Origin of the sequence: Cryobacterium glaciale (assembly GCF_004402535.1) — a bacterium.
Classification (GTDB): domain Bacteria; phylum Actinomycetota; class Actinomycetes; order Actinomycetales; family Microbacteriaceae; genus Cryobacterium; species Cryobacterium glaciale.
Genome location: NZ_SOEY01000012.1, coordinates 1 through 25208, shown reverse-complemented (window position 1 = coordinate 25208; position 25208 = coordinate 1). Strand labels below are relative to the sequence as shown.

20 protein-coding genes are annotated in these 25208 nt (G+C 58.9%); 11 read left to right on the top strand and 9 right to left on the bottom strand.

Annotation, left to right across the window (positions count from 1 at the left end; translation table 11 throughout):
• Positions 1-12: 12 nt before the first annotated feature.
• From E3O06_RS07050 to E3O06_RS07035, 4 genes are all read right to left on the bottom strand, one after another.
• Entirely contained in the window at positions 13-915 is a 903-nt protein-coding gene (locus E3O06_RS07050; RefSeq protein ID WP_134502278.1) for an ABC transporter permease, read from the bottom strand.
• Between the two features lie 98 nt (positions 916-1013).
• Positions 1014-2231 carry a glycosyltransferase family 2 protein gene (locus E3O06_RS07045; protein WP_241979955.1) on the bottom strand — a complete coding sequence of 406 codons (1218 nt, stop codon included), beginning with the start codon at positions 2229-2231 and terminating at the stop codon, positions 1014-1016.
• A 62-nt stretch (positions 2232-2293) separates the two neighbouring features.
• The gene (locus tag E3O06_RS07040) at positions 2294-4330 is read right to left on the bottom strand and encodes a glycoside hydrolase family 99-like domain-containing protein (RefSeq protein ID WP_134502277.1); all 2037 of its coding nucleotides are present in this window, start codon (positions 4328-4330) and stop codon (positions 2294-2296) included.
• 23 nt (positions 4331-4353) lie between these two features.
• Entirely contained in the window at positions 4354-5163 is an 810-nt protein-coding gene (locus E3O06_RS07035) for a rhamnan synthesis F family protein (RefSeq protein ID WP_166788133.1), read from the bottom strand.
• Positions 5164-6404: 1241 nt separating this feature from the next.
• On the opposite strand from E3O06_RS07035, the gene E3O06_RS07025 reads away from it, so the two are divergent.
• The 3 genes from E3O06_RS07025 (at position 6405) to E3O06_RS07015 (ending at position 11980) form a co-directional block, all read left to right on the top strand.
• A complete protein-coding gene (locus tag E3O06_RS07025; RefSeq protein ID WP_134502274.1) occupies positions 6405-8408 on the top strand; it encodes a hypothetical protein in 2004 nt (667 codons plus the stop codon).
• Between the two features lie 93 nt (positions 8409-8501).
• Positions 8502-10985 (top strand): glycosyltransferase, encoded by a 2484-nt coding sequence (locus tag E3O06_RS07020; RefSeq protein WP_134502273.1) that lies wholly within the window; start codon positions 8502-8504, stop codon positions 10983-10985.
• Entirely contained in the window at positions 10982-11980 is a 999-nt protein-coding gene (locus E3O06_RS07015) for a glycosyltransferase family 2 protein (RefSeq protein ID WP_134502272.1), read from the top strand. Before E3O06_RS07020 ends, E3O06_RS07015 begins: the two co-directional genes overlap by 4 nt.
• A gap of 1197 nt (positions 11981-13177) precedes the next feature.
• Here E3O06_RS07015 and E3O06_RS07010 read toward each other — a convergent pair.
• From E3O06_RS07010 to E3O06_RS07000, 3 genes are read right to left on the bottom strand one after another with little or no spacing between them, the layout of a single operon-like run.
• Positions 13178-14806 carry a DUF2142 domain-containing protein gene (locus tag E3O06_RS07010; protein WP_134502271.1) on the bottom strand — a complete coding sequence of 543 codons (1629 nt, stop codon included), beginning with the start codon at positions 14804-14806 and terminating at the stop codon, positions 13178-13180.
• Entirely contained in the window at positions 14803-15183 is a 381-nt protein-coding gene (locus E3O06_RS07005; RefSeq protein ID WP_134502270.1) for a DUF2304 domain-containing protein, read from the bottom strand. Before E3O06_RS07005 ends, E3O06_RS07010 begins: the two co-directional genes overlap by 4 nt.
• A complete protein-coding gene (locus E3O06_RS07000) occupies positions 15180-15917 on the bottom strand; it encodes a glycosyltransferase family 2 protein (protein ID WP_134502269.1) in 738 nt (245 codons plus the stop codon). The genes E3O06_RS07005 and E3O06_RS07000 overlap by 4 nt, the downstream gene beginning before the upstream one ends.
• Positions 15918-15993: 76 nt before the next feature.
• On the opposite strand from E3O06_RS07000, the gene E3O06_RS06995 reads away from it, so the two are divergent.
• From E3O06_RS06995 to E3O06_RS06960, 8 genes are all read left to right on the top strand, one after another.
• Positions 15994-16842 (top strand): glycosyltransferase, encoded by an 849-nt coding sequence (locus tag E3O06_RS06995; protein ID WP_338144821.1) that lies wholly within the window; start codon positions 15994-15996, stop codon positions 16840-16842.
• Positions 16843-16845: 3 nt separating this feature from the next.
• A complete protein-coding gene (locus E3O06_RS06990) occupies positions 16846-18015 on the top strand; it encodes a glycosyltransferase family 4 protein (RefSeq protein WP_134502267.1) in 1170 nt (389 codons plus the stop codon).
• Complete coding sequence (locus E3O06_RS06985; RefSeq protein WP_134502266.1) at positions 18012-18992, top strand: GDP-mannose 4,6-dehydratase; 981 nt, start codon at positions 18012-18014, stop codon at positions 18990-18992. Before E3O06_RS06990 ends, E3O06_RS06985 begins: the two co-directional genes overlap by 4 nt.
• 108 nt (positions 18993-19100) lie before the next feature.
• Positions 19101-20132, top strand: a complete 1032-nt coding sequence (gene gmd, locus E3O06_RS06980; RefSeq protein ID WP_134502265.1) for a GDP-mannose 4,6-dehydratase — start codon at positions 19101-19103, stop codon at positions 20130-20132.
• 2 nt (positions 20133-20134) lie between these two features.
• On the top strand, positions 20135-21124 hold the full coding sequence (locus tag E3O06_RS06975) for a GDP-L-fucose synthase family protein (RefSeq protein WP_134502264.1): 990 nt from the start codon (positions 20135-20137) through the stop codon (positions 21122-21124).
• A 119-nt stretch (positions 21125-21243) separates the two neighbouring features.
• Positions 21244-23313, top strand: a complete 2070-nt coding sequence (locus tag E3O06_RS06970; RefSeq protein ID WP_134502263.1) for a hypothetical protein — start codon at positions 21244-21246, stop codon at positions 23311-23313.
• Positions 23314-23320: 7 nt separating this feature from the next.
• Positions 23321-23575 carry a hypothetical protein gene (locus E3O06_RS06965; RefSeq protein WP_134502262.1) on the top strand — a complete coding sequence of 85 codons (255 nt, stop codon included), beginning with the start codon at positions 23321-23323 and terminating at the stop codon, positions 23573-23575.
• 64 nt (positions 23576-23639) lie between these two features.
• Positions 23640-24107: a hypothetical protein gene (locus E3O06_RS06960; protein WP_134502261.1), complete on the top strand. Its 468-nt coding sequence runs from the start codon at positions 23640-23642 to the stop codon at positions 24105-24107.
• Between the two features lie 97 nt (positions 24108-24204).
• On the opposite strand, the gene E3O06_RS06955 is transcribed toward E3O06_RS06960, so the two are convergent.
• Positions 24205-24594, bottom strand: a complete 390-nt coding sequence (locus E3O06_RS06955; protein ID WP_198415792.1) for a type II toxin-antitoxin system VapC family toxin — start codon at positions 24592-24594, stop codon at positions 24205-24207.
• A gap of 8 nt (positions 24595-24602) precedes the next feature.
• Entirely contained in the window at positions 24603-24854 is a 252-nt protein-coding gene (locus E3O06_RS17500; RefSeq protein ID WP_166788132.1) for a type II toxin-antitoxin system Phd/YefM family antitoxin, read from the bottom strand.
• Positions 24855-25208: the final 354 nt, after the last annotated feature.

Here is a 25208-nt window from a genome sequence, read left to right as displayed (position 1 = left end):
TCACCATGCGGATCAGAGTGCCTGAGCGAAATTGCCTTGGAGTTTTGCGAAAACTCGGTGAAAAACAAGCAACAGAACTACGCCGACTGCGAATGAGATTCCCAAGCGCAGCATCATATCGGAGGGGTATTCGGCAATGCCGTGCCCGGCAGTCCAGAGGGACCTCTGGAAGGCCATAACTGCAAGCGTGATCGGGTTGCTCGTGTAAATGTCCAGGGCCAGTCCTTCTCCCACGATTCCTTTCACCATCGACCAGGAGTAGACGATGGGAGAGGCCCAGAGCATCAGCAGGAGCAAAACCTCGACGAGATATTGAACATCTCGGAGGTAGACGTTGACTGCAGAAAGTAAGAGGCCGAAGGCGGTCCCGTACACGATCAAGACGATCAGCCCCGGCAGGAAATAGATAATCTCTCCTGTGGCGGGAAATGAACCAGCGGCAAAGGTCGCAGCAAGGATGATGAGGAGTTGAATGACGAAATTGAAAAGCGCCGACCCGACGCTGGCAAGGGGGAACACTTCACGCGGCAAGTAGATCTTCTTGATGAGGCCACTATTACCGACAATGGAGGCAGTGCTGCCTCCGATTATTTCGCTGAGGAGACCGTAGGCAGTCAGCCCGGTGAAGACGAAGATGGCAAATTCCGGAATGCCGCGCTCTGCACCTAGAAACTTACCGATGACAACGTAATAGATGAATAGTTGGGTGAGCGGACGCACGAGGGTCCAGACGAACCCCAGTGCGCTGTCCTTATATCGGGACTTCAGGTCCCGTCTAATGAGTAGCGCGAGCATCTCTCGTTGGCTGGCGATTTCACGTACGGAAGCCCACAGACCTCGGCTCTTACCAGGTCCTGAGCCAACTCGTGCCAGCTTCTGCTGAGAGAGGGAGTCGTAGCGCTCCTGAGTAGACATAGACATAGAGATTCACTTCATTCCAAGATAGTAAGACTTCGCAAGTATAGTCGGGGCGTTTGTGACTCCCTACCGATCGTCGGTCTGCTCTCCCGTCATCAGCCTGGCTTCCTCGAGCCGAAGCGCTTGACGTGCTCAGAAATCTTGTCGGTTGCTCGCACAATTTTGCGATGCTGCATTGCCTCGAGCACCTCGCGTTCGCGGAGTGATCCCTCCTTCTCCGCGGCGAGTTCAGTCTGCACCGCTAAATGCTGTGCTGCCAGGTCATCGATTTCTCGTGACTTTTCATCGATCTGATGGGACTTTTCATCGATCTGATGGGATTTTTCATCGATTTCTCGTGACTTCTCATCGATCTGTTGCGACTTTTCGCAGTTAACCCGCTCGAGGCCAACAATTTTGAATTCTAAAGCAGCGAAGGCTTTGCCCAGAGTCCAGTCCCGCTGGTTCGGCTCGGGTAAGTGGTCGGGAACAGGGGAATGGAGCGTATCCGCAAGGCGGCGATCCAGAAGGAAATCTCCGGAGAGAAGGCCGTTGGCCAGAGCGTCCGCTGAAGGATGACGATAGAGGTAAGACGGATACAGGGTATCGTCCTGCAACCGCCCGTAGTCGCGCATGCCGTGATGGTTCGCGCTTGGATTCAGATCTGGGGATTTTAAATACGAGCTGCCCGCATTGTCCACTTTGCGACTGAACTGTACCCAGGACCTCCAAGGAAAATGCAAGACCTCGATGGCTAGGTCAGACGGTGGACCGCCCCTACTCTCAAGACTAACGGCGTGATTTCCTTGTACGACCGTGACGTCGGGATCACCTATGTGAGCTGCGTCGGATGTCGAATGGGCGTGCAAGCCAATCGCATTCAGCTTCTCCGTGCTGCGCAGATCTCGATAGACGAGGCGCTGAAAGCCTGTACCGGTCAAGGCGGGAGGCCCGGTCATGTCCACAACTTCGACAGTGAACGACTGAATTCCACGGTCGATCTGGCTGAATGCTTGGTGAAGCGTCAGATGGGGGGATACGGGCATCCAAAATTCATCGGCGTCAGCATTGAACACCCAGTCAGCATCGAAGCGGCGAGATGCTTCTCGCGCCATTTCAGAAACAACGACGCCCTGTTGCTTGCGGTGCACTGGATCGTGCCGGAGCTCGAGGAGCCCCCCCCGGGCGAATTCTTCAAGGATCTCGGTCGTTCCGTCAACTGACCCGTTGTCGGTGACAATAATGATGTCGACACCCTGATTCAGGTGGTGCTCAATCATCGGCGTGATGATGTCCGCTTCATCGCGGACCATAAGGGTCATAGCGAGCTTCATGAATCCTTGTCTTCCAGGGGAGATACGGCACGCAATAGGTGACGGCAAACGATCGGTGGATGCTACCGATATAAAACGTCACGAACAGCTAGTAAGTACGTTCGACCAAACCGTTGCGAAGGCTCCAAGACGGCGCCTTCGGCCCACTCGTTCCAAGCATTGACGAAGACAACGCGACGATCCCAGTTACGGTCAGCAACAGCCGAAACCATTGAATTAAACCAACGTCGAAAAGTATATGGATTGGAGCCGTACCACAGGTCCGGTTGCCACTGGCGTCGCGCCGTGTTATCAAAATTAACCAGCATCCCGGGGTAGCGATATTCGGCGACCGGCTCCCGCAGATGTAGCTCTGAGTCGCTTGCCATGGCAGCGTAGCTGAGAATATTGCCCTCAAAGCGAGGGTCGACTGACAGCGAATTACGGTCCTGAGCCGTCCACGGGCGGTTGTGGGGTGCAAATTCTAGGAAAGCGTCCACACCATGCTCACTAAGGTTTCCCTCGATGCCATCCATGGATCGGCCCACGTCAACCGTGACGATGTTCAGTCCCCCTAGCCCCGCCTCGATGGCCACGGTGCGCCAATAATTCAGTACGTCCACATAGTCCGGAATCTGCGTGATTCTGTAGACGGCTATAACAGGTTTGTCGTCTATGCGGATGTATCGCGGGTCGAGGAGTAGGGGAAGTACGTCATGGATGAACTGAGTAGCGGGCACCGCGTCGTAGTCCTGGGCAATAAGGACGTTCTGTTCTCCACCGTCCCAACGGCGGGTCCAGTTTTCGTTGGCCCACATGATGCAGAACGGCTCATCATTCGTGCCGGATAGATGGCCCTCAATCGGTCGGTTCATCAGCTTCTTGCCAGCAAACCAGTAGTAGTAGTACATGAATCCCTCAAGGCCCGCACTACGCGCGATTTCATACTGGTGAGTTCGAACCTCGGGATTCGCGAGATCGTAGAAACCGAGCTCGGCAGGCAGAAGTGGCTGATTTTGACCTTGGAAGACCGGCTGCGCCGCAGATACATTGGACCATTCCGTGAAGCCCTCTCCCCACCAGGCGTCGTTCTCCGGAAAAGTGTGGAACTGGGGAAGATAGAAGGCGAGTGCACGTGCCCTCGGGCGGCGAGTCTCTGAGGGGGAGTAGTGGGCCCAAGAGGATCCGCCAGAATTGACTATCTCCGCGCGTTCGCGGGTTAGATATCCCGCTTCAGTGGTGAGTATTCCCAGAATCCGCTCGATTGCATGTGCGGTTGTCCCATCGATCTGACCCGCCTCTGATTCGAAGTCCTCTGCATTCACGCTGAGGGCGCGAAGCCCCTGGAGAAGAAAACCCCGGACCCAGTAGATGGATCCTGCGGCGAACGTCAGGGACTCGTCGTTAAGGTGAAGTTGCAGTCGCAGCAGGAGTTCACGTGCACGTTCTCGATTTCCGCCCCAGAACTCGGTGCTCAGAACGTTGCCATCGGTGGTGAGGAGGCCCAGCGCCGGGTTCTCGGCGAATTCTGAGAGGATCGACTCGACGTTTTCCGGTGAGCCGAGCAGACCCGCGAGGAAGCCTTGTCGCCAAGAGTCCCCGTTCCCGCTCAGCTCGGGATGATTCAGTCGCCATTCACTTTTCTTCGTGTGAATTTTCAAGATGACTTCGTATGGGTCGAGCAGACCGGAATTGACGACCGAGATCATGGGGAGAATATCTCGACCGCAGTTGTCTACATCGACGATGACAGATTTGCCGAGCAGGGCGAGTTTGCTGGTATCCAACTCAAGGGGCTGATCAGTGGCATTTGTGACGATCAGGTCGAATGCAACTGGGACATTCTGCAACTCAACGAGAATTTCGTCGACCAAGTCGCGGTAATAGACGTGCAAGAGAACGGCAATTTTAGTTGGATTCTCGATTCGCTCGAACGTCCCGAGCCACGGTTGGGGGATGCTCGGCCGAAGTCGTGCTGAACGACGACCAACCCACCGGTCGAAGTCGGCAGGGTGGGACCGAGTCGGTGTTTGAGGTGACGGTGCGGCGAGGAGCCGAGATGCAAAGCCGAAGACTCTACTCAGGCCGTTCTTGAACCTTCGGAGGGAATGTATCGTCATTAGTTCATTCTGCACGTTCAGGCTCAGAGCCACTCGCGCGGGTCGGTGCCAAATTGCGCACGGACTGTTGCAGGGATGTCCGTGGCGCTGGGCACTATGGCGGGATTGGTGATGAGTTCCTTCTTGACAAAGGGAAAGCCGAGACGTAGCAGGTTTTTCCAGCCCTCAATCGTCGGGTTCTCCGAATCTGACACTACGCGTTCGGACTCAAAACAAGCTGAGGTCGTCAGTCCTTCGGCGAAAAGTAGACGGCTCAGGCCTAGTTCATATTTCTGAATGATCATTCCCTTGTCGGCCTCGATTCTGAGATCAGACCAGAACTGTTTTAGTGCTGGGTTAGAAAGGATGCCGGAGCGGTAGCCGACAAAAAAACTTTGCAGGTGAGCATGCATTTGTGACGTGTTGGTGGCGCCCCAAACGTTGGTCGAGCATGACTCAAAATTCTCTATGAGGGGCGTCAGGCTGGAAAAGGGTCCGAGGAGGCTGTCATTGGTAAGGATCACGAACGGTTTCCGACGCACACTCGGGAACAATTCCAGGCCTACGGCCCACGACCCGAAGTCGTAGCCAATATTGGCTTTGCGAACAATGATGGGATGCGCCACATTGTCGGTTGGCCACCGGAGTGGCCGGGCGTCGTCCGAGGCACGAACAATGATCACCGTGTATCCGTTGGCTTCCAGCTCCTGAGTGAAAGTGACTAAGGAACGCGAGACTGTGTTGTCGGGACCAAAACTTGCCACAATTGCTACTCGATCGGTCGGCTGAAGCCTCCGCGATCCGCGCTCAAAGCGAACCGTTTGCATGGCGAGGGTCGTAACGCGGTCTGTCACTATTGCACCGCTATTTCGAAGCCGCATTTGTCCTGCGTCGTTGCCATATCCGGAGGGGTCGTGTTAGGCGCCAAGAAGAGGACCTCCTGAGGACTTCGACCTGAAAGCGGTAGCGCTCACCCTGCCTGCGGGCCGCAAGAACCTGACGTTTGAGATCCTCGATGACGTTAGCCGTTTCGGCGAGTTCGGCGCGAAGCGCGCGAATTTCAAGCCGGGCTTGACGCATTTCCTCGTTTTCTACGCCGTAACGCTCCGCAGGATTTTCTGTGTTGGCATCTGTGAACATCGGAACCGATCTCTTGCAGCAGGACTTTCTCCCTATTGTATGGCAGGCCTCGTGAGCGGTTGCCAAGGAGCGCTGCCGTGCTGAACGCGTGCTGGCGCGAGCGACCGAGCGGTCTGACTATCTTTCTAAGGTGACTTTGAAGCGCATCGTTGGTGCCATCGCGGCGATTGCGCGATCGGTGTCTGTCCTGGTCCCGCTGGCACTGTCGGCAGAAACGGATGCTGCCGCTGCGGCATCGGCTGCCGACTTTGATGCTGGCAACATCATCAGCGACGAGAATTTCTTGACTCCAACGTATGAGATAAGCCGCCATTCAAACGTTCCTGTCGAGCAAGACGGGCCCCCGCCCGGGACGGCGGCCCCTGTCTAGAAAATTTCAGGATGACAACATCGACCGTCGCTGCCGTCCGTGGCAGACACGGCGCGCAATATTCCGACGGAACCAACGATTCAGCCAGTCGAATAATTGCTAAGGTCGCGCAAGCTTGTCTCATGAGGCCCAAGGTGCTAATCGTTCTGCTGCAGAAGGAACAATCCTCGGTCACGCGCCCGCGCGGCGGTTAGCGGATGCCGGAGGTCTTCTTTCTCGGACCCGACGCGCGCTAGTTCTGGGCGCAACGCACGAATCTCAAGTCGTGCCTCGCGCAGTTCTTGTTCCAATGTCACGTCGCTGTCCGCGCCATCGCGTGGAATGGAATTTTTGGACATAACAGGCGATCTATCGCCAAGTCAGTACTTGTCGTTGATAGACCACGCGGATCCAACAGGGTGGACGAAATTTTGTTCAACGGAAATGGTGTGGCGGACATTTTCTCCTGTACGAAAGCTAGTCTCCATCAAGGGCGTGTCGTAGGCTCACAGCGGGGTTACGGTTCTAGGCTATTGAGTCGTCGTCACCGGGGCAGGCCCTGTGGTCCACTGGCTTGACAGATTCACTAGCGAAAAGAGCAAGTCCATGAAACGTTTCGTAGCTGCTAGTGCGGCGATCATTTTCACGGTTTCGCTACTGGTGCCCCTCCAGTTGGCAACCAACACGGACGAGGCGCAGGCAATAACCGGGGCAGAATTCGACCCCGGCAACATCATTTCGGACGAGCAGTTCTACGCGAGAGGAGTGATGTCGCAGGATGAAATCCAGTCCTTTCTCAATGACAGAATTTCTGAGCAGCGCGTGGGGGGTCAGGCCGGAACCTGCGGCAATTCACTGTGCCTGAGGGACCTTCACGTGAACACTCCGACCACCACGCTCGACTTCGGGACGTGTGCCACGTATGTCGGTGAAGCAAACGAGTCGGCCGCCCGAATCATCTATAAAGTTCAGGAGGCCTGCGCAATCAGCGCCAAGGTGCTCCTAGTAACCTTGCAGAAAGAAAACAGCCTGATTTCCAAGAAATCGCCTTCGGAGGCGGAGCTCCGTAAAGCACTTGGCCAAGGCTGCCCAGACACGGCCGCCTGCGATTCCGCCTACTACGGTTTCTTCATCCAGGTTTTCTCAGCGGCTCGACAGTTTGCCTGGTACGGAAACCCTGCGGGATCCCACACCTCCATCAAGGTCGGCCAGTACAACGCACGGCCGTTTCATCCGAGAACAGATGTGAACTGTGGATCATCCAACGTTCTCATACAGAACCGTGCTACCGCAGCCCTGTACTATTACACGCCCTACCAGCCCAATGCTGCGGCCTTGAATAATCTATACGGCGTCGGCGACGGATGTTCCTCTTATGGAAATCGCAATTTCTGGCGCATATTCACCGATTGGTTTGGGTCTACAACGACTTCGGCGCCACAATACGGAAGCTTTGACGCAGCAGCTGGCGTTTACGGTGGCATCGCGATTACAGGGTGGTCGTTCGACCCGAACACGTCTGCGTCGTCGTATATCTGGGTAAACGTCGACGGGCAGGGCAAGGCGTACGTAGCGAACAAGGAATTGGGCTGGTTCAACACCTATCTTCCGGGTTTTGGCTCTTATCACGGCTTCGCAGAAACCGTCGCAGCCACCCCCGGGGATCATGAGGTGTGTGTCTACGGGACCTATAGCTTGCTTTCCTGCAAATGGATAAATGTGCCGGCCGGGCAAGGCTCATTTGACAGCGCGACCGGTACGTGGGGTGGCATAGACGTTTCTGGGTGGGTTGTGGATTTTGCGACGGAGCAACCGGCGAGCGTAGTTTTCAAGCTCAACGGCGGCGTCGACATCGCCCAGCAAGCGGGTGTCAGCTTGCCATGGCTGGCGTCCTACTTCCCAGGCATGGGATCGAGCCATGGGTTCAAGTCAAAGATTCCCGCGGATCCCGGCTCGCACGAAATCTGTGCCTACGGAGTGTATGGAGCGAATCGTGAACTTCTGACTTGTAAGACCGTGGTGGTGCCTCGAGGAATTGGTGCCGTCGACTCGGCGACCGCAGTGAACGGTGGGATCGTCGTTTCTGGTTGGTCCGTGGACTACACCCGCCCGGATTCGTCGTTTGTCTGGATCAACGTTGATGGACACGGGGCTGGCTACGCAACTAACAAGGCGTTGAGCTGGCTCCCGAACTACATACCGGGAATTGGCCAGAACAACGGTTTCGAGATCAAGGTTCCGGCGCGCAAGGGTTCCCACTCGGTGTGCGTATCCGGCTCAGAGAACCTCCTCGGTTGCAAGAACGTCGTTGTCAACAAATCTGCTGATGGGCACGTCGACTCTGCCGTCGGCGTGGGCGGTGGGATCAACGTCAAGGGGTGGTCTGTCGATCTCACGACACCGGCGTCGTCGTATATCTGGGTAAACATTGATGGGTTAGGGGGATCTTATCTGGCCAATGGCCAACTGAGTTGGTTCGAGTCCTACTACCCAGGGAGTGGTGTCAACCACGGATTCGATGTCACAATTCCGAAACCGCCGGGGACGTATCAGGTGTGCGTGCACGGTACTGAAGCCCTACTGTCGTGCTCATCCGTGACAGTTTCGTAGCCGCTCGGCATAGTTAGCCGCAGGTAGTCGCCGAGGGTCTTGCAGGAACGCCCTTGGTAGAATTCCAACTGCTCAAATACAAGAAAGGCTTGCATGCCAATTTCACAGCCGGGTGTCGTCTCCGTCGTTCTCGTAAATTTTCGTGGTGCCGATGACACAATTGAAGCGATACGTCATCTTTCGAGGATCGACTGGCCGGTTGATCGCCTTGAGATCGTAGTCGTGGAGAATGCGTCTGGCGACGACAGTAGCAGTCAGATTCGAGCGGCAGCGCCACACGTAATTCTCATCGAGTCCAAGGAAAATCTTGGCTTCGCTGGTGGTTGCAATCTGGGAGTAGCTGCGTCGAGCGGCGAATATGTGGCCTTTCTGAACAACGATGCGAAGCCTGACCAAGCATGGGTTCGAGCAGCGGTGGCACGGTTTGAGGAAGCACCGAACATAGGGGCTGTCGCTAGCCGCGTTCTGGACTGGGACGGAGTTCTGGTGGACTACATCGGCTCGGCGATGACGTGGTTTGGCCAGGGTTACAAACCGATGACAGCCGAACCGGTACCCGCGCAGGCGGACGCGGCGAAAGACGTACTCTTCGGTACTGGCGCGGCGATGTTTGTTCGGCGCGATGTGTATGACGAATTAGGCGGTTTCGACGAGCGCTATTTCATGTTTTTTGAAGACGTTGATCTGGGGTGGCGGCTCAACCTCAAAGGTTACCGCTACGCGTACGCGCCGGCATCCATCGCCTTCCACAAGCACCACGCTTCAATGGGCTCTTACGGCTCGTTCAAGGAGACCTACCTGCTTGAGCGCAATGCCTTGTTCACGCAGTACAAGAACCTCGGTGACGAGGCCTTAGCAAAGACATTTGCCGCCACGCTGGCGCTGGCCGTTCGTCGTGCGGTCGCGCGCGGCGGTCTCGACTCCACCGAATTCGATCTGCGCAAGGGTGCAGACAACGAGAGCGACACCACGGTGGCCAAAGAGAGCGTCGTTGGCCTCTACGCGATTGATCAGTTTGTGGAGAATCTTCCCTCCCTGCTGAAATCGCGCAACGAAATTCAGTCGAGCCGAGTCGTGGCCGACAATCGCATTTGGCCGCTCTTTGGCGAAACGGATGCTCCGTCGTACGATACCGACCACTACCTTGAGGGCTACGACAAAATTGTTACCGCGTTCGGCGTAACCGACGCTCCGGCGTTAACACGGGTGCTGATCATTACGGGCGATCCGATTGGCGCCAAGATGGCCGGGCCGGCCATCCGCGCCTGGCACATGGCCGAAGCCCTCTCTAAAGACAACGCCGTGACACTCGTGACTCTCGCGGGAGCGGAGCCAGTTTCCGCCCCCTTCGAGATCCTGCACGTGCATCCCGGCGACAACCGTGCGATGCGTAAACTCGAAACCGGTAGCGACGTGATCGTCTTTCAAGGTCTTGCAATGGCTCTCTTCGAGAGCCTGCGCAAGAGCGACAAAATTATCGTGGCCGACATTTACGACCCGATGCACCTGGAGCAGCTCGAACAGGGACGAGAGCAGGGCACGGAGCAATGGAAGAAGCAGGTATCCGACGCCACCGATGTGCTCAACGAGCAACTCGCCCGCGGCGACTTTTTCCTGTGCGCCTCCGAACGCCAGCGGCACTTCTACCTCGGGCAGTTGGCGGCCCTCGGGCGTGTCAATCCAGCCAACTATGCCGACGACCCGGATCTGACCAGCCTGATCGATGTCGTGCCGTTCGGACTGAACGCAGACTTTCCTGAAGCGACGCGCCCCGTTCTCAAGGAGGTTCTTTCCGGTATCGGCGCCGACGACAAACTGCTCCTCTGGAGCGGCGGTCTTTACAACTGGTTCGATCCCAAGACTCTCATCTCAGCTGTGACCGACCTGTCGACCCGCCATGACAACGTGCGGCTCTTTTTTCAGGGCACAAAGCACCCGCACCCTGGCGTTCCAGAGATGGGAATCGTGGCCGAATCCCGCGCCCTGGCCCGCGAGCTCGGTGTTCTCGATTCGTCGGTCTTCTTCAATGGTTCATGGGTCGACTACGCCGATCGTCACAACTACCTCGGTGAAGCGGATGCCGGCGTCAGCACCCATTTCGCCCACGTCGAGACGACTTTTTCGTTCCGTACCCGAATTCTGGACTACCTCTGGGCTGGACTGCCCATGGTCGTTACCGAGGGCGACCACTTCGCAGAACTTGTAGCCGCCGAGAAGCTTGGCATCGTCGTTCCCTCTGGTGATATCAATGCTCTCGCGGATGCGCTCGAGACAGTGCTCTTTGACGACGCATTCATATGCGAGGCACGAAAGAACATCAAGCGAGTGCGCGCGGCCTATGAATGGAGCACCGTGCTTGAGCCTCTCGTCAGCTTTGTCGCTGATCCACGGCATGCTCCCGACCTGATCGAGAGCGGTGTTGTCACGGCAGGCAGCGGCCTTGCTCGTAGGCCACTCGTGCGTCTGCGCAAGCACGGTCTGCGCCATGACGCCGGTTTGCTCGTGCACTATCTCCGTACAGGGGGTCCCCGGGTAGTGCTCAAGAAAGTGCAGAGCCGGCTGCGTCGCCGAAAGTGACTGCCAGTGGTGTTTCGGTGGCGTTGTGTACGTACAACGGCGGCCGCTTCATCGAAGAGCAGCTAAACAGCATTCTCGCTCAGGTCGTTCCGGTTTCAGAAATTGTCGTTTCCGATGACGGCTCAACTGATGACACTCTGGGAATTGTTCGAAGAGTCGCTGCCGAAGTACGTGCTGGCAAAACCTCAACACAGATCCGGCTCCTTGATTCCGTGGGCGGTCGCGGGGTCACGAAAAACTTTGAACGGTCGATATCTGCCTGCCGTGGCGACTTGATCGTGCTTGCTGATCAGGACGATATTTGGCACGAGAACAAGCTGGGCATCATGCTTGAGCAATTTGACACCCGGCAGGATTTGCTCTTTCTTCACTCCGATGCTCGCCTCGTCGACGGAAGCGGAGTGCCACTGGGGCGAAACCTATTGGACGCTCTGGAAGTTTCTGCGCCGGATCGGTCCGCCATCCATTCGGGGCAGGCCTTTTCGGTTTTCCTCCGCAGGAACCTGGCTACGGGCGCTACCAGCATGATCCGGCGAGATCTGCTGAAATTCGCCCTACCCTTTCCCAAAGAATGGGTGCATGACGAATGGCTGGCTATTGTGGCTTGCGCCGTGGCCGAGCTGGACTTTGTTCCGGAGGCGCTCATCGACTATCGGCAACACGGACAGAATCAAATCGGTGTGCAGTTGCCGTCTCTCTCGATCAAAGTGCAGCGAGTACTGGAACCGCGCGGCGATCGCAACCTGCGGCTGATGCTGAAGTTTCGGACACTCGTCGCTCGGCTCGAAGCGCTCGACGCTGTCGCGCCGATTGCTCCTGAAAAGATGATGTGGGCAACGGGAAAGATGGCTTTTGAAGATCTTCGTTCTCGCCTGCCGGCGCACCGACTCCTGAGGCTCCTACCTGTAGCGCGGGAAGGCCGTAAGGGAAGCTACAGACGGTACGCCAGCCAAGGATGGTTGGACATGTTCCGGGATGTCCTTCAACCGATCTGAGCAGGTCTCCACGAATCAGCACGTATCAACCGCCCGCGTATCATTGGGGTCGTGTCTGCTACTGGAAATTTCTCATCCCCGGGTAGTCCGGTGGCTTCGAGTCACGACCATCCAGGCGATGCGGTTGTGGTGAATTCCACCGCGAAACGTGGGCTCGGCTTCATCCTTCTCGCCACCGTGCTGGGCGGCCTCGCCGGCTATGCGGTGCAGGCCGTTGTTTTGTCGCAGCTCGACCCTGCCGCGTACTTGAAATTCAGTGTGTTCTGGTCGGCTTTGTATCTGGTTATAAGCGGCCTGGCCGGCATCCAGCAGGAAGTAACCCGCGCCACTCGTCTAAGCGCGCGTCGGCAAGAGAACAAATCGAACACTGCCCGCAATTTTGGAGCGCTGACGTCGCTCGCCTTCTTCGGCGCGATTGTGAGTTTGGGTCCGTTGTGGGGGCCGCTCGTTTTCGGCGACGCATGGTCCTGGTCGCTGGTTGTTGCATTGGCAGTGGGCGCGGCCTCTTATGTCGTCGTGGCGGTCTTCTGCGGAACAATGTACGGACTCCAGCAGTGGCGCACTCTTGCCGTGATGATTTCTAGTGACGCCCTGCTCCGGCTGGCCTTTATCGGAATTCTCCTGTCGTTCTCGGGTGCCAGAGAGCTGCTTCCTTGGGCGGTCGTGCTGCCCTTCCCGCTCACAGTGCTGGTCGTGTGGGCCCTCGTGCGTAAGCACACGAGGGGCAGCTCAATCCTCGATGTCAATCTCAAGTCGCTCGCATGGAACTCGGCGCGAACCGTCAGCGGGTCCGTGGCCACAGGAATGCTGATTAGCGGATTCCCACTTTTCTTGAGTCTCGCGTCCCGTCATGAATCCGCCGCCGCGGTCGGAACGTTGGTTGCCGTGGTAACCCTGACACGAGCACCCCTCGTCATCCCCTTCCTCGCGCTCCAAAGCTATCTCCTCGTGTTCTTTCGAGACCACACCTCGAATTTCTGGCGTGCGTTCGGGCTCATTCTCGGAGCCATCGCCGCGGCCACCACTGCGGCATCGGGCTTGGCCTGGTGGCTTGGTCCGGCGTTGTTAAGCCTGTTCGGGCCCGAGTACGCCGTGGACGCGTCAACAGCGGGGCTGCTGGTAGCTTCCGCCGGATTTACGGCAGCACTGTGCGCGAGCGGTCCGGCGGTACTGGCCCGCAACGGTCATGCCGCCTACTCAGCGGGCTGGATGGCTGCGGCTGTCAGCGTGGTCGCGCTTCTCTTCCTGCCCATAGATCTGAACAGTCGCAGCATCCTCGCCCTCGCCGTTGGCCCGGCCATCGGTTTGGCTGTTCATGTTATCTATCTGGTGCGAACTACTCGGGCCTGACTCGTGCCACGCCCACCAGAATGCAAGAATCGATCCGGCCAACAGCGTGATCGCATAGAATGCCAGCCAGGTGAGCACCCCACCCGGGGGCTGCCAGGCTGGGTCTAAATAGAAGTCGCGGAGACTCCCCGAGCTGCCCACAGCGTAACGCTGCAGTACAACGGCGAACGCAATGATTTGCGCGAATGCGGCGGTCACCAAAATGGCTCCCGTAAGGCGGCGTTGCACGGATCGGTCAGTCATAGTCAGACTTTGGCTGATCAGGGCGGCAGTGCCGACGACCAGGCAGACGAAGAGAGGGAGCGCATATCGACCTTGCCAGATGAACCCGCCCGCTGTTATGTACACGCCTTGAATCAAGGCCGGAATGATGACGAGCGAGCCAGCCAGAAGCACGAATACCGTGAGGCGACGGCCTCGCAAAACAGCAGCGGCGGCAATTATCAGCACTCCGGTCAGAGCAGCCCACACGAAGAGCGTCACTGCGGGAGCCGTTGTGTCCAGCCAGCCGAATTGGCCAACAAGGCCATTCGCGAAGCCGAAGGTCTCCGAGAAGACATTGACGAACCCGACCAGGAAACTCGATCCGACTCCGGGATAGTCGGTGACAACCTCATCCGTCGAGATTCCAGCCGCGAGGGAATTGCTCGACAGCATCCAGAGAATGGCGACACCAGTGGATGCGAAGATTGCGCCGATCGCCCAGATCACCTGTTTTCGACCGATGAGGGCCAACAGAGATTTCCACGACAGAAGCGCCAGCGGTATGACCAGAACAACGGCAAGCCACAGTGGAGAAAGACCGCGTGTGTTGACAGCAAACGCCGATGAAACAACCAAAATGATCAAGCGGTGGTTGAGCAGCCGCTCGTTGGGTTGTAGGACGACGGAAAGCAGCGCCACAAAGGCAGCCAGAGTGGCGGCAGTCTCCAGAGAATTCGGATTCACGACGCCGTTCAAGAAAAACACCATAGGTGTGCAGGCGACGACGAGTCCAAGCATCGGCAATACTCGGCGCGACCACGATGCGATGAGAACAAAACTGAGTGCGAGAAAGGCCGAGGCGACCATGCCACTCACGATGCGCATGAGGTAAATGCCGCTCTCGTCGTTCACCAGCAGGCTTGGCCAGCCCACGAGCTCGTAGTAGACCGGGTTATACAGACCAGCGGACGTCTCAGCCGGAATGATCGTGTCGTCACCGAGCGGAACGGAGTCTGCGCAGTCAGCGGCAACCTCAGGTTGGAAGGCGAAACATGTCACTGCATGGGTCGAGGCTATATATTGCGGCACATTCACCGTGTGGCCGTTTTCGGAAGGGGTTCCCACGAACTGACCCCGAACAACTGATGCCGCCTTGATGATGTGCGCTGGTTCGTCAGGAGCGCCGGATATTGGTGTTGCCATCGCCCACGCGCCGGCAAGCAAGGAAAGAGTCAACCACGCGCTGGCAAAGATCGCCAAACTGCGTTTCACTGGTCGTCCGCCTCGATCGATGATTGCGTGTTCTGCTCCAACTCGCGGATGCGCAGCTCCAGCAAGGCGGTCTGCTCGGCCAAGGTTCGTGTCTGGTCATCAAGTTTCGTCAACTCCGAGCTGTGCTGAATGCACACCAGAAAGAGAATGACGACGCTGACGAAAAAGACGAGGTTGATCGGGATCGCAACGCCGGCAACATCGGCTGCCCACTCAAGGGTTTTCGGGAAAACGCCCACGATTAGTGCAAGAGTGCCCGCGATGAGCCACCACGTGGCGTGGCGTTCGCGCAGGCGCCGTCGCCTGAGCATCTCAATGACCACGGCGAGAGTGAGGAGCGCCGCAGCGATTCCGAGGATGTAGCTGGTGGCGGTCATGAAGTGATCTCCTGTCCCCGAAGGGTTGCTCGGGGGCGCGCCAGTGCGAAAAGTAGGGCCATGCAGGCACGGCCGAGGTAGGCCGCAGCTTTCAGCGGATGGTGAGACGGAACGCCCCCGGCGCGTGGGCGCATGGCGACGGGGATTTGCGTGACCGAACAACCAGCTCGGGCCGCTATGACCAAGGACTCGATGGTGTCGCCCAAATACTCCGCCGGATAAGTTTCCGCGAAGAGACGCACAGCGCGCGGGCCGCTTGCCCGGAACCCGGATGTCGTGTCGGTCAGTCTGGACTTCGCCAAACGACTAATGATGACGGCCAGGACCGTCATCGCCCACCGACGCGGGCCGCGTGCCGCGTAGTCACCCCCGCCAGCAAAGCGCGCCCCCAGAACGACATCGGCTCGGTCGAGGGCGTTGACGAGTGAACGAACTTCGGCTGGATCATGCTGACCGTCAGCATCAACCTGAACGACGTTGGAATAGCCGTGCTCCAGCGCATATTTGAATCCGAGGCGCATTGCCCCGCCGACTCCCAGATTGAAAGGAAGGCGGGCGACCAATGCGCCGGCCTTGCGGGCGCGGAGTGCGGTTCGGTCGGTCGAGCCGTCGTCAACCACGAGTACGTGCATGTCTGGAAGGGCCGCAAAAACTTCGGCGATAACCGCTTCGACAGACTCCTCTTCGTTGAAAGCTGGGAGAACGATGAGAGTCTGTGCCTGACGGGGGTGCATATTAGCTAATCCTACTAAGACAGGGCTCGTGATTCGGGGCTCCCAGGCGTGCGGGCGCTGTCGGTGTACGGCTGGAATGTCGTGTTCCAATCCATGGGATCATAAAGGAGATCCCCAGAATTCACATCGAAAGGTGCGCGGCCACCGCCACACTATGACTAGCTCTGAAATTCTTGTCGTCCTCCCCACCCTCGGTGACCGAATTGAAAGCCTTCGCGAGACTCTTGAAGCGGTAGAACAGCAACGCGGTGACGTAGCACTAACGCTCGTTGTCGTTGCCCCGGTCGGGGCCGTTGAGGCACGAGACATGGCTGCCACGTTTGGTGCCGTAATCGTCGACGATCCGAAAACAGGCATCTCAGCGGCGATCAACTGCGGCCTCACCGTGCGCGACGGCGAACGCTACTACGCGTGGATCGGTGACGACGATCTCTTTCGACCTGGCGGTCTCTTGCGGCTGCAGCGCCTGCTCGACCAAAATGCATCCGCTGTACTTGCCTTCGGGGGATGCGAATACATCGACCCCACCGGCAAGAAGCTGGCGACCAGCAACGCTGGCGCCTTGGCAACCTTTCTCCTCGCTTGGGGCCCGGATCTGATTCCCCACCCGGGCACCATGATTCGCCTGGACGCCCTCGAAGCTATCGGCGGATTCGATGTCACGCTCAAGTACGCCATGGACCTTGATGCTTTCCTCAAATTGCGCAGCCATGGCAAATTCATCTCAACGCGGGTACCGGTCTCAGCCTTTCGCTGGCACCCGGACTCCCTGACCGTGGCCAACCGTCTGAATTCGAGCCTCGAGTCAGAAGCCGTCAAGCGCCGTCATCTGCCGGCCCGACTGCGCCCGCTCAGTCCACTGTGGAACTATCCGATCCGATGGGCATCCGCTTTCGCGGCACGTCGTGTGAGCGCTCAAGCCTAAGTTTTGGCGCTGCGCTGCGGTCAACGTTTGCCAGTCCGTAGCATGCCATCCGCTGGTTTAGTGAATCTTGGAGTGAAGCACATGATCGGGTCCTTGCGCGTCGCGCTGTCCATGCTTACGCTCGTGCGCGGCGGCATGGGCGGAAGCGAAACATATGCCAGCGCGCTCACCGAGCAGTTGGCCCACCAAAATTCGGTGGAGGCGAAAGCCTACCTGCCGGCATCTGCTCGAGGGTTCAGCGCCGGAATTGCCGAACACGTCATCGAGTCAGTCAGGGTCGGCTTGAGTACCCGCGAGCGACTCGTTGGCCTCGCACGGATCGCAGCGCGAACGCACTCGATTCGGCGCAGCATGGCGGATGCGGATGTCGTCCACTATCCCTTTACCGTTCCCATGCCGACTCCGAGTCGCACGCAGGCATCCGTTCAGACCTTGCTGGACGTGCAACACCTTGAATTGCCGCACCTGTTCAGCCGGCCGGAACTGCTTTATCGGCGTCGCTTCTACGAGGGCTTCGCAGCGCGAGCGGATGCTGTAGTTACGATCAGCCACTTCGCCAAGGAACGCATGGTTGACAGTCTCGGCCTGGACCCGGACCGCATCCACGTTGCGCACCTCGGCGTGGATACGGCAAAGTTCGTTCCCAACGTCGGCCCGCGGGAAAACTTTGTCCTATACCCAGCACGTGGCTGGCCGCACAAGAACCACGCGCGCTTGATCGCCGCCATGGAACTTGCTCGCCAGCAGCTGCCGGATCTGCGCCTGGTGCTGACCGGGGGAGGGCTCGACGGCCTGGGCGACCTCCCCGATTGGGTCGACCGCGGAGGACTGGTCGAGCAGCAGGAACTTTTACGGCTGTATCGATCAGCTGCCGCGTTAGTCTTCCCGAGCCTCTACGAGGGCTTCGGCCTGCCGCCGCTGGAGGCAATGGCCTCGGGCTGCCCGGTAGCGGCATCGAACGCTGGATCAATTCCCGAGGTCGTGGGGGATGCAGCCGTTCAATTCGATCCCTACGATCCCGAGGCGATCGCCGCGGGAATCATCGAGGCAGTGAACCGGGGACAGGACCTCACCACAGCCGGCCTAATTCAGGTGACCAAGTTCACGTGGGAGAAATGTGGCGACGTTCATGTTCAGGCCTATCGAGCGGCCCACCAGAGAAAGAACTCATGACGCCTCGAAATGACACGCAACGAGTCCTGGTAACCGGGGCGAATGGCCAGGACGGGATGTATCTCGTGCAGCGGCTGGCCACCGAGGGCCATAATGTGCACGGCATGTGCCACTCCACCGGAGGATCGGACCGTCTCATCACGGACGTGCCAGGCGTGACCGCGCACACCTGCGATTTGAGCGACCCGCTGGGCATCGTTGATCTCATGGACGAGGTGCGCCCCAACGTCATCTTCAACCTTGCCGGCAACACCTCGGTGGCTCGATCCTGGGACTTTCCGGCCGAGACCGCCGACGTGCTCGGCGTGGGTCCGGTGCGGCTTCTCCAGGCCGCGTGGGTGCTGGGCGAACGTACCGGGCAATCCGTGCGTTTCGTGCAGGCGTCGAGCGCAGAGATCTTCGGAGATGCGACCGACGTTCCGCAGACAGAACGAACCCTGCGGGACCCGGTCACACCGTATGGCGCGGCCAAGTCGTTTGCTCACGAAATGATCAGCGTGTACCGCAAGCGCGGCATGTTCGCGAGTTCGGCGATTCTTTACAATCACGAATCGCCGACGCGCCCGGAGTCGTTCGTGGCCCGCAAGATCTCGCGTGAAGTCGCGCGCATCTCACTGGGTCTCTCCGATCATGTGGTGTTGGGAAACATCGATGTCTTCCGCGACTGGGGCTATGCCCCCGATTACGTCGACGCTCTCGTGCGCATTTCTCGGGCTGACAACGCAGACGATTTCATCGTGGCGACCGGTGTTGCTCACAGTGTGCGCGACTTCGTTGAGGCCGCGTTCGCCCACATCGGCGTGACTGATTCGAGCAGCCATGTGGTTATCGATCCGGCGTTCTACCGCCCGGCGGATCCCAAGGAACTCGTCGGCGATCCGAGTCGCCTCAAGGCACTCGGCTGGGCTCCGAGCGTGAACTTCGACCAGCTGGTCACGCTCATGGTCGATGCCGATATCCAGTCGTTGAGTCAGTAGCTGGGCAGCCAGCACGTGATTGCTGGGTAAGCTCGATTACTTAGGGGCTTGGCAGCGGATCACCGCGTGCAGAGTCATGCCCTTCAAGCCAGACAGTAGGGATCTTCCATGGCCAAGCGTGCTTTCATTACCGGCATCACCGGACAGGACGGGTCGTACCTGGCTGAGCTGTTGCTTGCCAAGGGGTATGAGGTGCATGGGCTTATTCGCCGGGCATCCACTTTCAACACGTCGCGCATCGATCACCTCTATGTGGACCCGCACGACGAGGGCGCGAAGCTGTTTCTGCACTACGGCGACCTGAGCGACGGTTCGCGGCTGGTCACGCTGCTGGCGGAGATCAAGCCCGACGAGGTCTACAACCTGGCGGCGCAGTCGCACGTGCGGGTGTCGTTCGACGAGCCCGAGCACACCGCCGACACCACCGGCATGGGCACCATTCGGCTGCTCGAGGCCGTGCGCATGGCCGGCATTCAGTGCCGGTTCTACCAGGCGTCGTCGTCGGAGATGTTCGGTGCCACCCCGCCGCCGCAGAACGAGCTCACCCCGTTCTACCCGCGCTCGCCCTACGGCGCAGCCAAGGTCTATAGCTACTGGATCACTAAGAACTACCGCGAGGCCTACGGCATGTTCGCCGTCAACGGCATTCTGTTCAACCACGAGTCGCCGCGCCGCGGCGAGACCTTCGTAACGCGCAAGATCACCCGGGCCGTCGCCGCGATCAAGGCCGGCACGCAGAACCACGTGTATCTTGGCAACCTCGACAGCATTCGCGACTGGGGCTACGCCGCCGAATACGTGGAGGGCATGTGGCGCATGCTGCAGGCCGACGAACCCGACGACTTCGTGCTCGCCACCGGCGGCAACTTCTCGGTGCGCGACTTCGTCTCCACCGCGTTCGAGCACGCGGGGCTGGACTGGGAGAAGCACGTGCGCTTCGACGAACGCTACCTGCGCCCCACCGAGGTCGACGCCCTCGTGGGCGACGCCTCTCACGCTGAAGACAAGCTGGGCTGGAAGGCCACCGTCGACACCGCTGAACTAGCCCGCATCATGGTCGACGCCGACATTGCCGTGCTGTCTCACGCTGGCGGCAAGTGGATCGATCAGGTCAAGCTCGCCAGCTGGGGCACGAAGTAGCAATGACTGACATCGCGGCCCGCGATACGGTCAATTTCACCCCGGGCGCACTCGAACGGTCGAGCACGTTCTACGTGGCCGGACACCGAGGGCTCGTTGGCTCGGCGATTTGGAGACGACTGCAATCGGAGGGATTCACCGATCTTATTGGTCGGTCCTCGGCTGAGCTGGATCTGAAGGACCGGGACGCGGTCTTCGCGTTCTTCGCTGAGACTAAGCCGCTCTATGTCGTTCTCGCGGCGGCGAAGGTAGGAGGGATCCTTGCCAACGACACGTACCCGGTCGATTTCCTCAGTGACAACCTGCGGATTCAGGTAAATGTTATCGACGCTGCGGTGAAGCACGGAGTGGAGAGGCTGTTGTTTCTCGGTTCCAGCTGCATCTACCCTCGACTCGCACCGCAGCCGATCAAGGAAGATTCCCTGTTGACCGGGCACCTTGAACCCACCAACGACGCCTATGCGATCGCCAAAATTGCCGGCATTCTGCAGATTCAAGCAGTGCGCCGCCAATTCGGCCTGCCCTGGATCTCGGCGATGCCGACGAACCTTTACGGGCCAGGGGATAACTTCTCTCTGAAGGGATCGCACGTTCTTCCGGCATTGATTCGTCGGTATGACGATGCGGTTTCTTCGGGCGTTTCGTCAGTCACGAACTGGGGAACCGGAACGCCGCGACGTGAATTTCTGCACGTAGACGACATGGCAGCGGCCTGCCTGCACCTCATGGAGCATTACGATGGCCCCGAGCAGGTCAACGTGGGGACGGGCCAGGATGTGACAATTCGGGAGATTGCGGAGACCGTCGCCCAAGTCGTCGGTTTCAGTGGTGTGACCGAATGGGACACGACGAAGCCCGACGGCACACCGCAGAAACTCCTTGATGTCTCGAAGCTGGCCGAAGCGGGCTGGAGCGCTGCGATTGACCTCGAGGCCGGGTTGCGCTCCACAGTTCAGTGGTATCGCGACAATCTGGATAGCGTGCGCCAGTAGCGTGTACGCCACCTCGGTGGCAGGGCTGATTTGGCTCCGGTGGATCCGAATTTAAACGCTTGCGGAAGCGGCTAAGGCTAGGAGTACCGTTTGTCCGCTTTAAAAATACCGAGAGAGCAATGAAATCGTCTAAGCAAGAGACCTTTCGTGTTATCCAGTCGATTCAGGGAATCAAGTCCAGGCTCGCAATTATTGTCGGGTTGCTGGTTTTTGACGTTGTGCTACTAGCGGTAGCAGCGTGGAGGGCCTCAATCCTGGTACCAACTTTTCACATCGATGGTGCTTTTCAAACCTTTAGCGGGTTGAATCGGTTGGCTTCGGGTGAGGTGCCTGGGTTGGATTTCTATCCATACTTGGGAATCGGACCACTTTATCTCCTCTATCCCCTATTCACGCTCCTTGGTGCCAATCTCGCTGCATCGCAATTCGCGGCGTCTTTCATGGGATTGCTGGTTTTTTCATTTTGTGCCGGGGTGGCTTCGATGCTGATGCTGCGAAGCCGGTCCTGGCTGACCGCCGTCCTGGCTTCCTCAACCGCATTGCTTCTCCTGTTCGCGGCGATCGAAGTGGTATCCCGTGCGCAATACCCCTGTATTCCCTGCTCGATGGTCATCGATTATGCGAGTACCCCAGGGAACAGCCTGCGACCAATTCGCGCTTTGGCGCCTTACGCACTCGCTGCATTGGCCTTGGGGGCATACGCCAGCAATTGGCGTTGGTGGGTTAAGGCACTATCGGTTGGAGGGGCGGCTGGGGCGACGATTGCACTGTGGTCAAACGACTATGGGCTGGTCTCAGGAACCCTCCTCCTCGTCTTCCTTACCATTGCGCTATTGCTGTCACCGCGTATTAAATTTGCGAAACGCGGTCTCGCCGTCCTCTGGTTGACCGCCGCATTGTCATACCTATCCTTGGGCGCACTTGCCACCTGGGGAAATTTTCTTCAGTACCTAACTTTCAACTTCACCGACGTGCGTGGTGACCAATTCTGGTACTTCGGCCCTTGGCAGCCGGGAAGTCACGTTTACGGACTCTCGGATTTCTTGGTCGTTCTTGCTGACCCTGTGGTTCTATTCCCTCTGCTTGTTTTGATGGCTCTATTCGTTCGGGGTGTTTTTACCCGGCGTTTCGACGACTGGCTACTCGTGTACTTAGGGGCGGCCCTCTTCTTGGGTGGTGCCGCGGCAACGATCGGCGGTCACATCGGTGGATACTTTCTGGCATTTCTGTTCTGGGGAATATTTGTTTTTTCCGCGGCCGCCATTTACGATGCCGAGCGGTTGCTGTCTCGTCGGTTAACAGTTCGACGGGCCGCTCGGAGGCACTCCCTCGCAATAGTGGCGATGGCAGTTATTGTCGTTCTCGGACTCGGAAGCGGATCGGCCCTGCTGTTCAAGGGTGGGCGCGGGACTCAAACGGCCCTGGCAGCGAATCCTGATTTCTATTTCCAAAATGACCTCGGCGGATACCTCTCAAAGGACTACGCAGATCATCTGGAGATGAAGGGCGCGTCCAACTCAATTGTCGTCGAGGAGTATTTCGGGCTTTACAGTGCCTTGCAGCATTCGACAAACGGTATGCCGGTGGATTCTGTAATCGGTGCTCTGGGCAGCCAGCGTCTGATGTTTATCGACACGATGGAACAGCACCCTCAACGCGTAATCACAACGAGCCCGATTGTGTCGGACTGGATCACCTGGAACCTCAGCGCAAACTGGTGGTTCTATCGCGAACTTTTTCGGAGCTATACGGTTGAGGAAAGCTCTCCTTCGACGCTGCTGTGGTCGCTCTCCGAGTCTGCTGACTGGACTCCGGCAAGTTGTGCAATGGACGGTTCAAACGCTGTGCGCGTGTCTGTTGATCAGCCGGGCCTCTTCGAGGTGCACCTCGAATATCGGGGCCCCGGAAACAACGCACGAGCATTTTCGATGATCCGAAACAATATCAACGTTGCTGGCGACGCCTACGGCTATGTGCCGCTGGATCCAGCGGCACAGGAGCAGCGTGTGCCGTTCTATGCTGAGGCCCCGGGAGTTGTTCAGCTCGACATTAGGGATGAACCCAACGATGGCAGTACCGGGTTGACCGAAATATTGAGCTGTTCGGCCCTGCGGGTTGATGTTCCCCCGGAGTCGCGAGCGTTTGAGCTATTCGCCGATCGACTTACACCTTCGGCATCGATCCAGTAGCTGCAGCGTGTGCAGATCCTCGGACGGCTGCAGGCACCGCGCACCGCTCGGAACGCGCGGCTGTTGGCGCGAGCCGGCGGCATCCGCTTCGGTGTTGGCCCTGATCGAGGCGAAGTTGGCGCACGAGACCCGGCGGAGCGCGCTGCCGGCGGCCCGGCTACTGCGCGTGCGGCCGATCGTGCGCGGCTGGCTCGCGGGGGACTACTCCCGGTTCGGCCTGGGTCTGCAAGACGTGCTGCGTGATCTGGTGCAGCCGGTCTGAACCGCCACCTTGTGAAGGTGCGTGAAGTGATGTTGCATGGCCGTGGCTGAAAGAAGGTGGCGTGGTGAAACCTACGCGAATACTGCTGGCCGGGGCGCTGTGTGCGCTGGTGTTGACGGGGTGCGTGTCAACGACCGCGCCGCCGGACGCGACCGAGAGCGCCGCGCCGGTTCCCACCATCACCATCACGCCGGATCCGACTGCGCGAACGGCCGACAGCCCGCTGGAACCGATCGATGCCTACGCGCTCTGCAAGGCGCAGACGATTGGGTTCTACCCGGGGGATCCCGGCCTGGTGACCTTCGCTGACTTTGCCGGCTCGTTCGTTGCTGCGCGCGAGGACGGCGCGTATTTCGTGTACGTCGAGGCCTCCGACGGCAATCGTGATCCCGACCTGGTCGACGTCGGCGCGAGCAACTGCATCGTCGGCGACACCATTGGTGCACCGGAGTGGACGCTGTTCGGCAGCATGGTGCGGGTGAGCGAGGCCGAGCTCGAGGGCATGGTCAACATGCCGGGCGAGGCTGGCTGACGGCATCCGCTTTATGGTGGTGTTTGCGCGACGCTGGGTTAAGGCATCCGCTGGTGAAGGGCGCACACTTGAAGGTCTGCAGCTCGCTGAAAAGAGGCTAGGTTCGTCCCGGGGTGTGCACGAGCAGGCCGACGGCCTCGGCTGCCTCCTGCTGGCGAGCATCGTACGTGATGAACTCGTTCGCTCCTGCTTGGAGCGCCGCGGCGATGTGAAGGGCGTCCAGGCTCCGCAAGCTGGCGCCCGTGAGGAGCCCGGCTTCGCGGAAGACGCTGCGGTCCATATCCAGCACGGCCAATCGTGAGAGCACGTCAGTGACCGCGGTCTGCGGTATTCCTGTTCGTGTGGCCATGCGCCGCAATTCGGTTTCCAAAAGACATGCCGAGACCAGATCGGCGTCCCCGCCGGCGACTTTGTTGTCGAGATGCGCCCGGAGCGCGCTGGTCTCGGCTTCGTCGGCGAGGAGCTTGGCGACGGCAGAGGTATCCAAGTAGGTGATCAACGTTCGGCGCGCAACTCGTCCAGGGCGGACTCGGTACTCACGGCGACAGTGAAGAGCGGCATGTTGGAAAAGCCGCCGCGGATCAGGGGCGCCCGGTGTCGTATGCCGCCGAGTGCTGCGACGGGCGGTGGGGACAGCACGGCGACGACCTCGCCGTGATTGGTGATCTGGAGAGTCTCGCCATCCCGCACGGCGCGGAGCACCTCGGCACTGTTGTTGCGTAGGTCACGATGAGCGATTGTTCTCATGCCGCGAGTGTAGCAAACGTAGCAGTCCGGAACTAGGGGGCGAGGCTGCCTGCGCTCACGAGGCTTCGGGGTCGGGCGAGTGGGGCAGGCTACTGCGCCCGGTGAGGCCCTGCGCGGCCTTGACCGAGCGGTCGGGAGCTCGTCGCGGGCCGCTTTCGCGAGGCGCGCGAGTTGCGCCAGTGCGCGGGAGGCGGAACTCGGGCGCACTGGCGCAAGTCCAGCGTGGCGGGTTGCGCTGGAGTTGTGGCCAGAACCGATCTCCCGCGTACCCTCTGCGTCAGGCTGGTTGTGAGTCAGTTCATGATCAGTAGGAGGCAGGGAAATGTCTATTAGTTCAGGGTTCACGACGGCGGA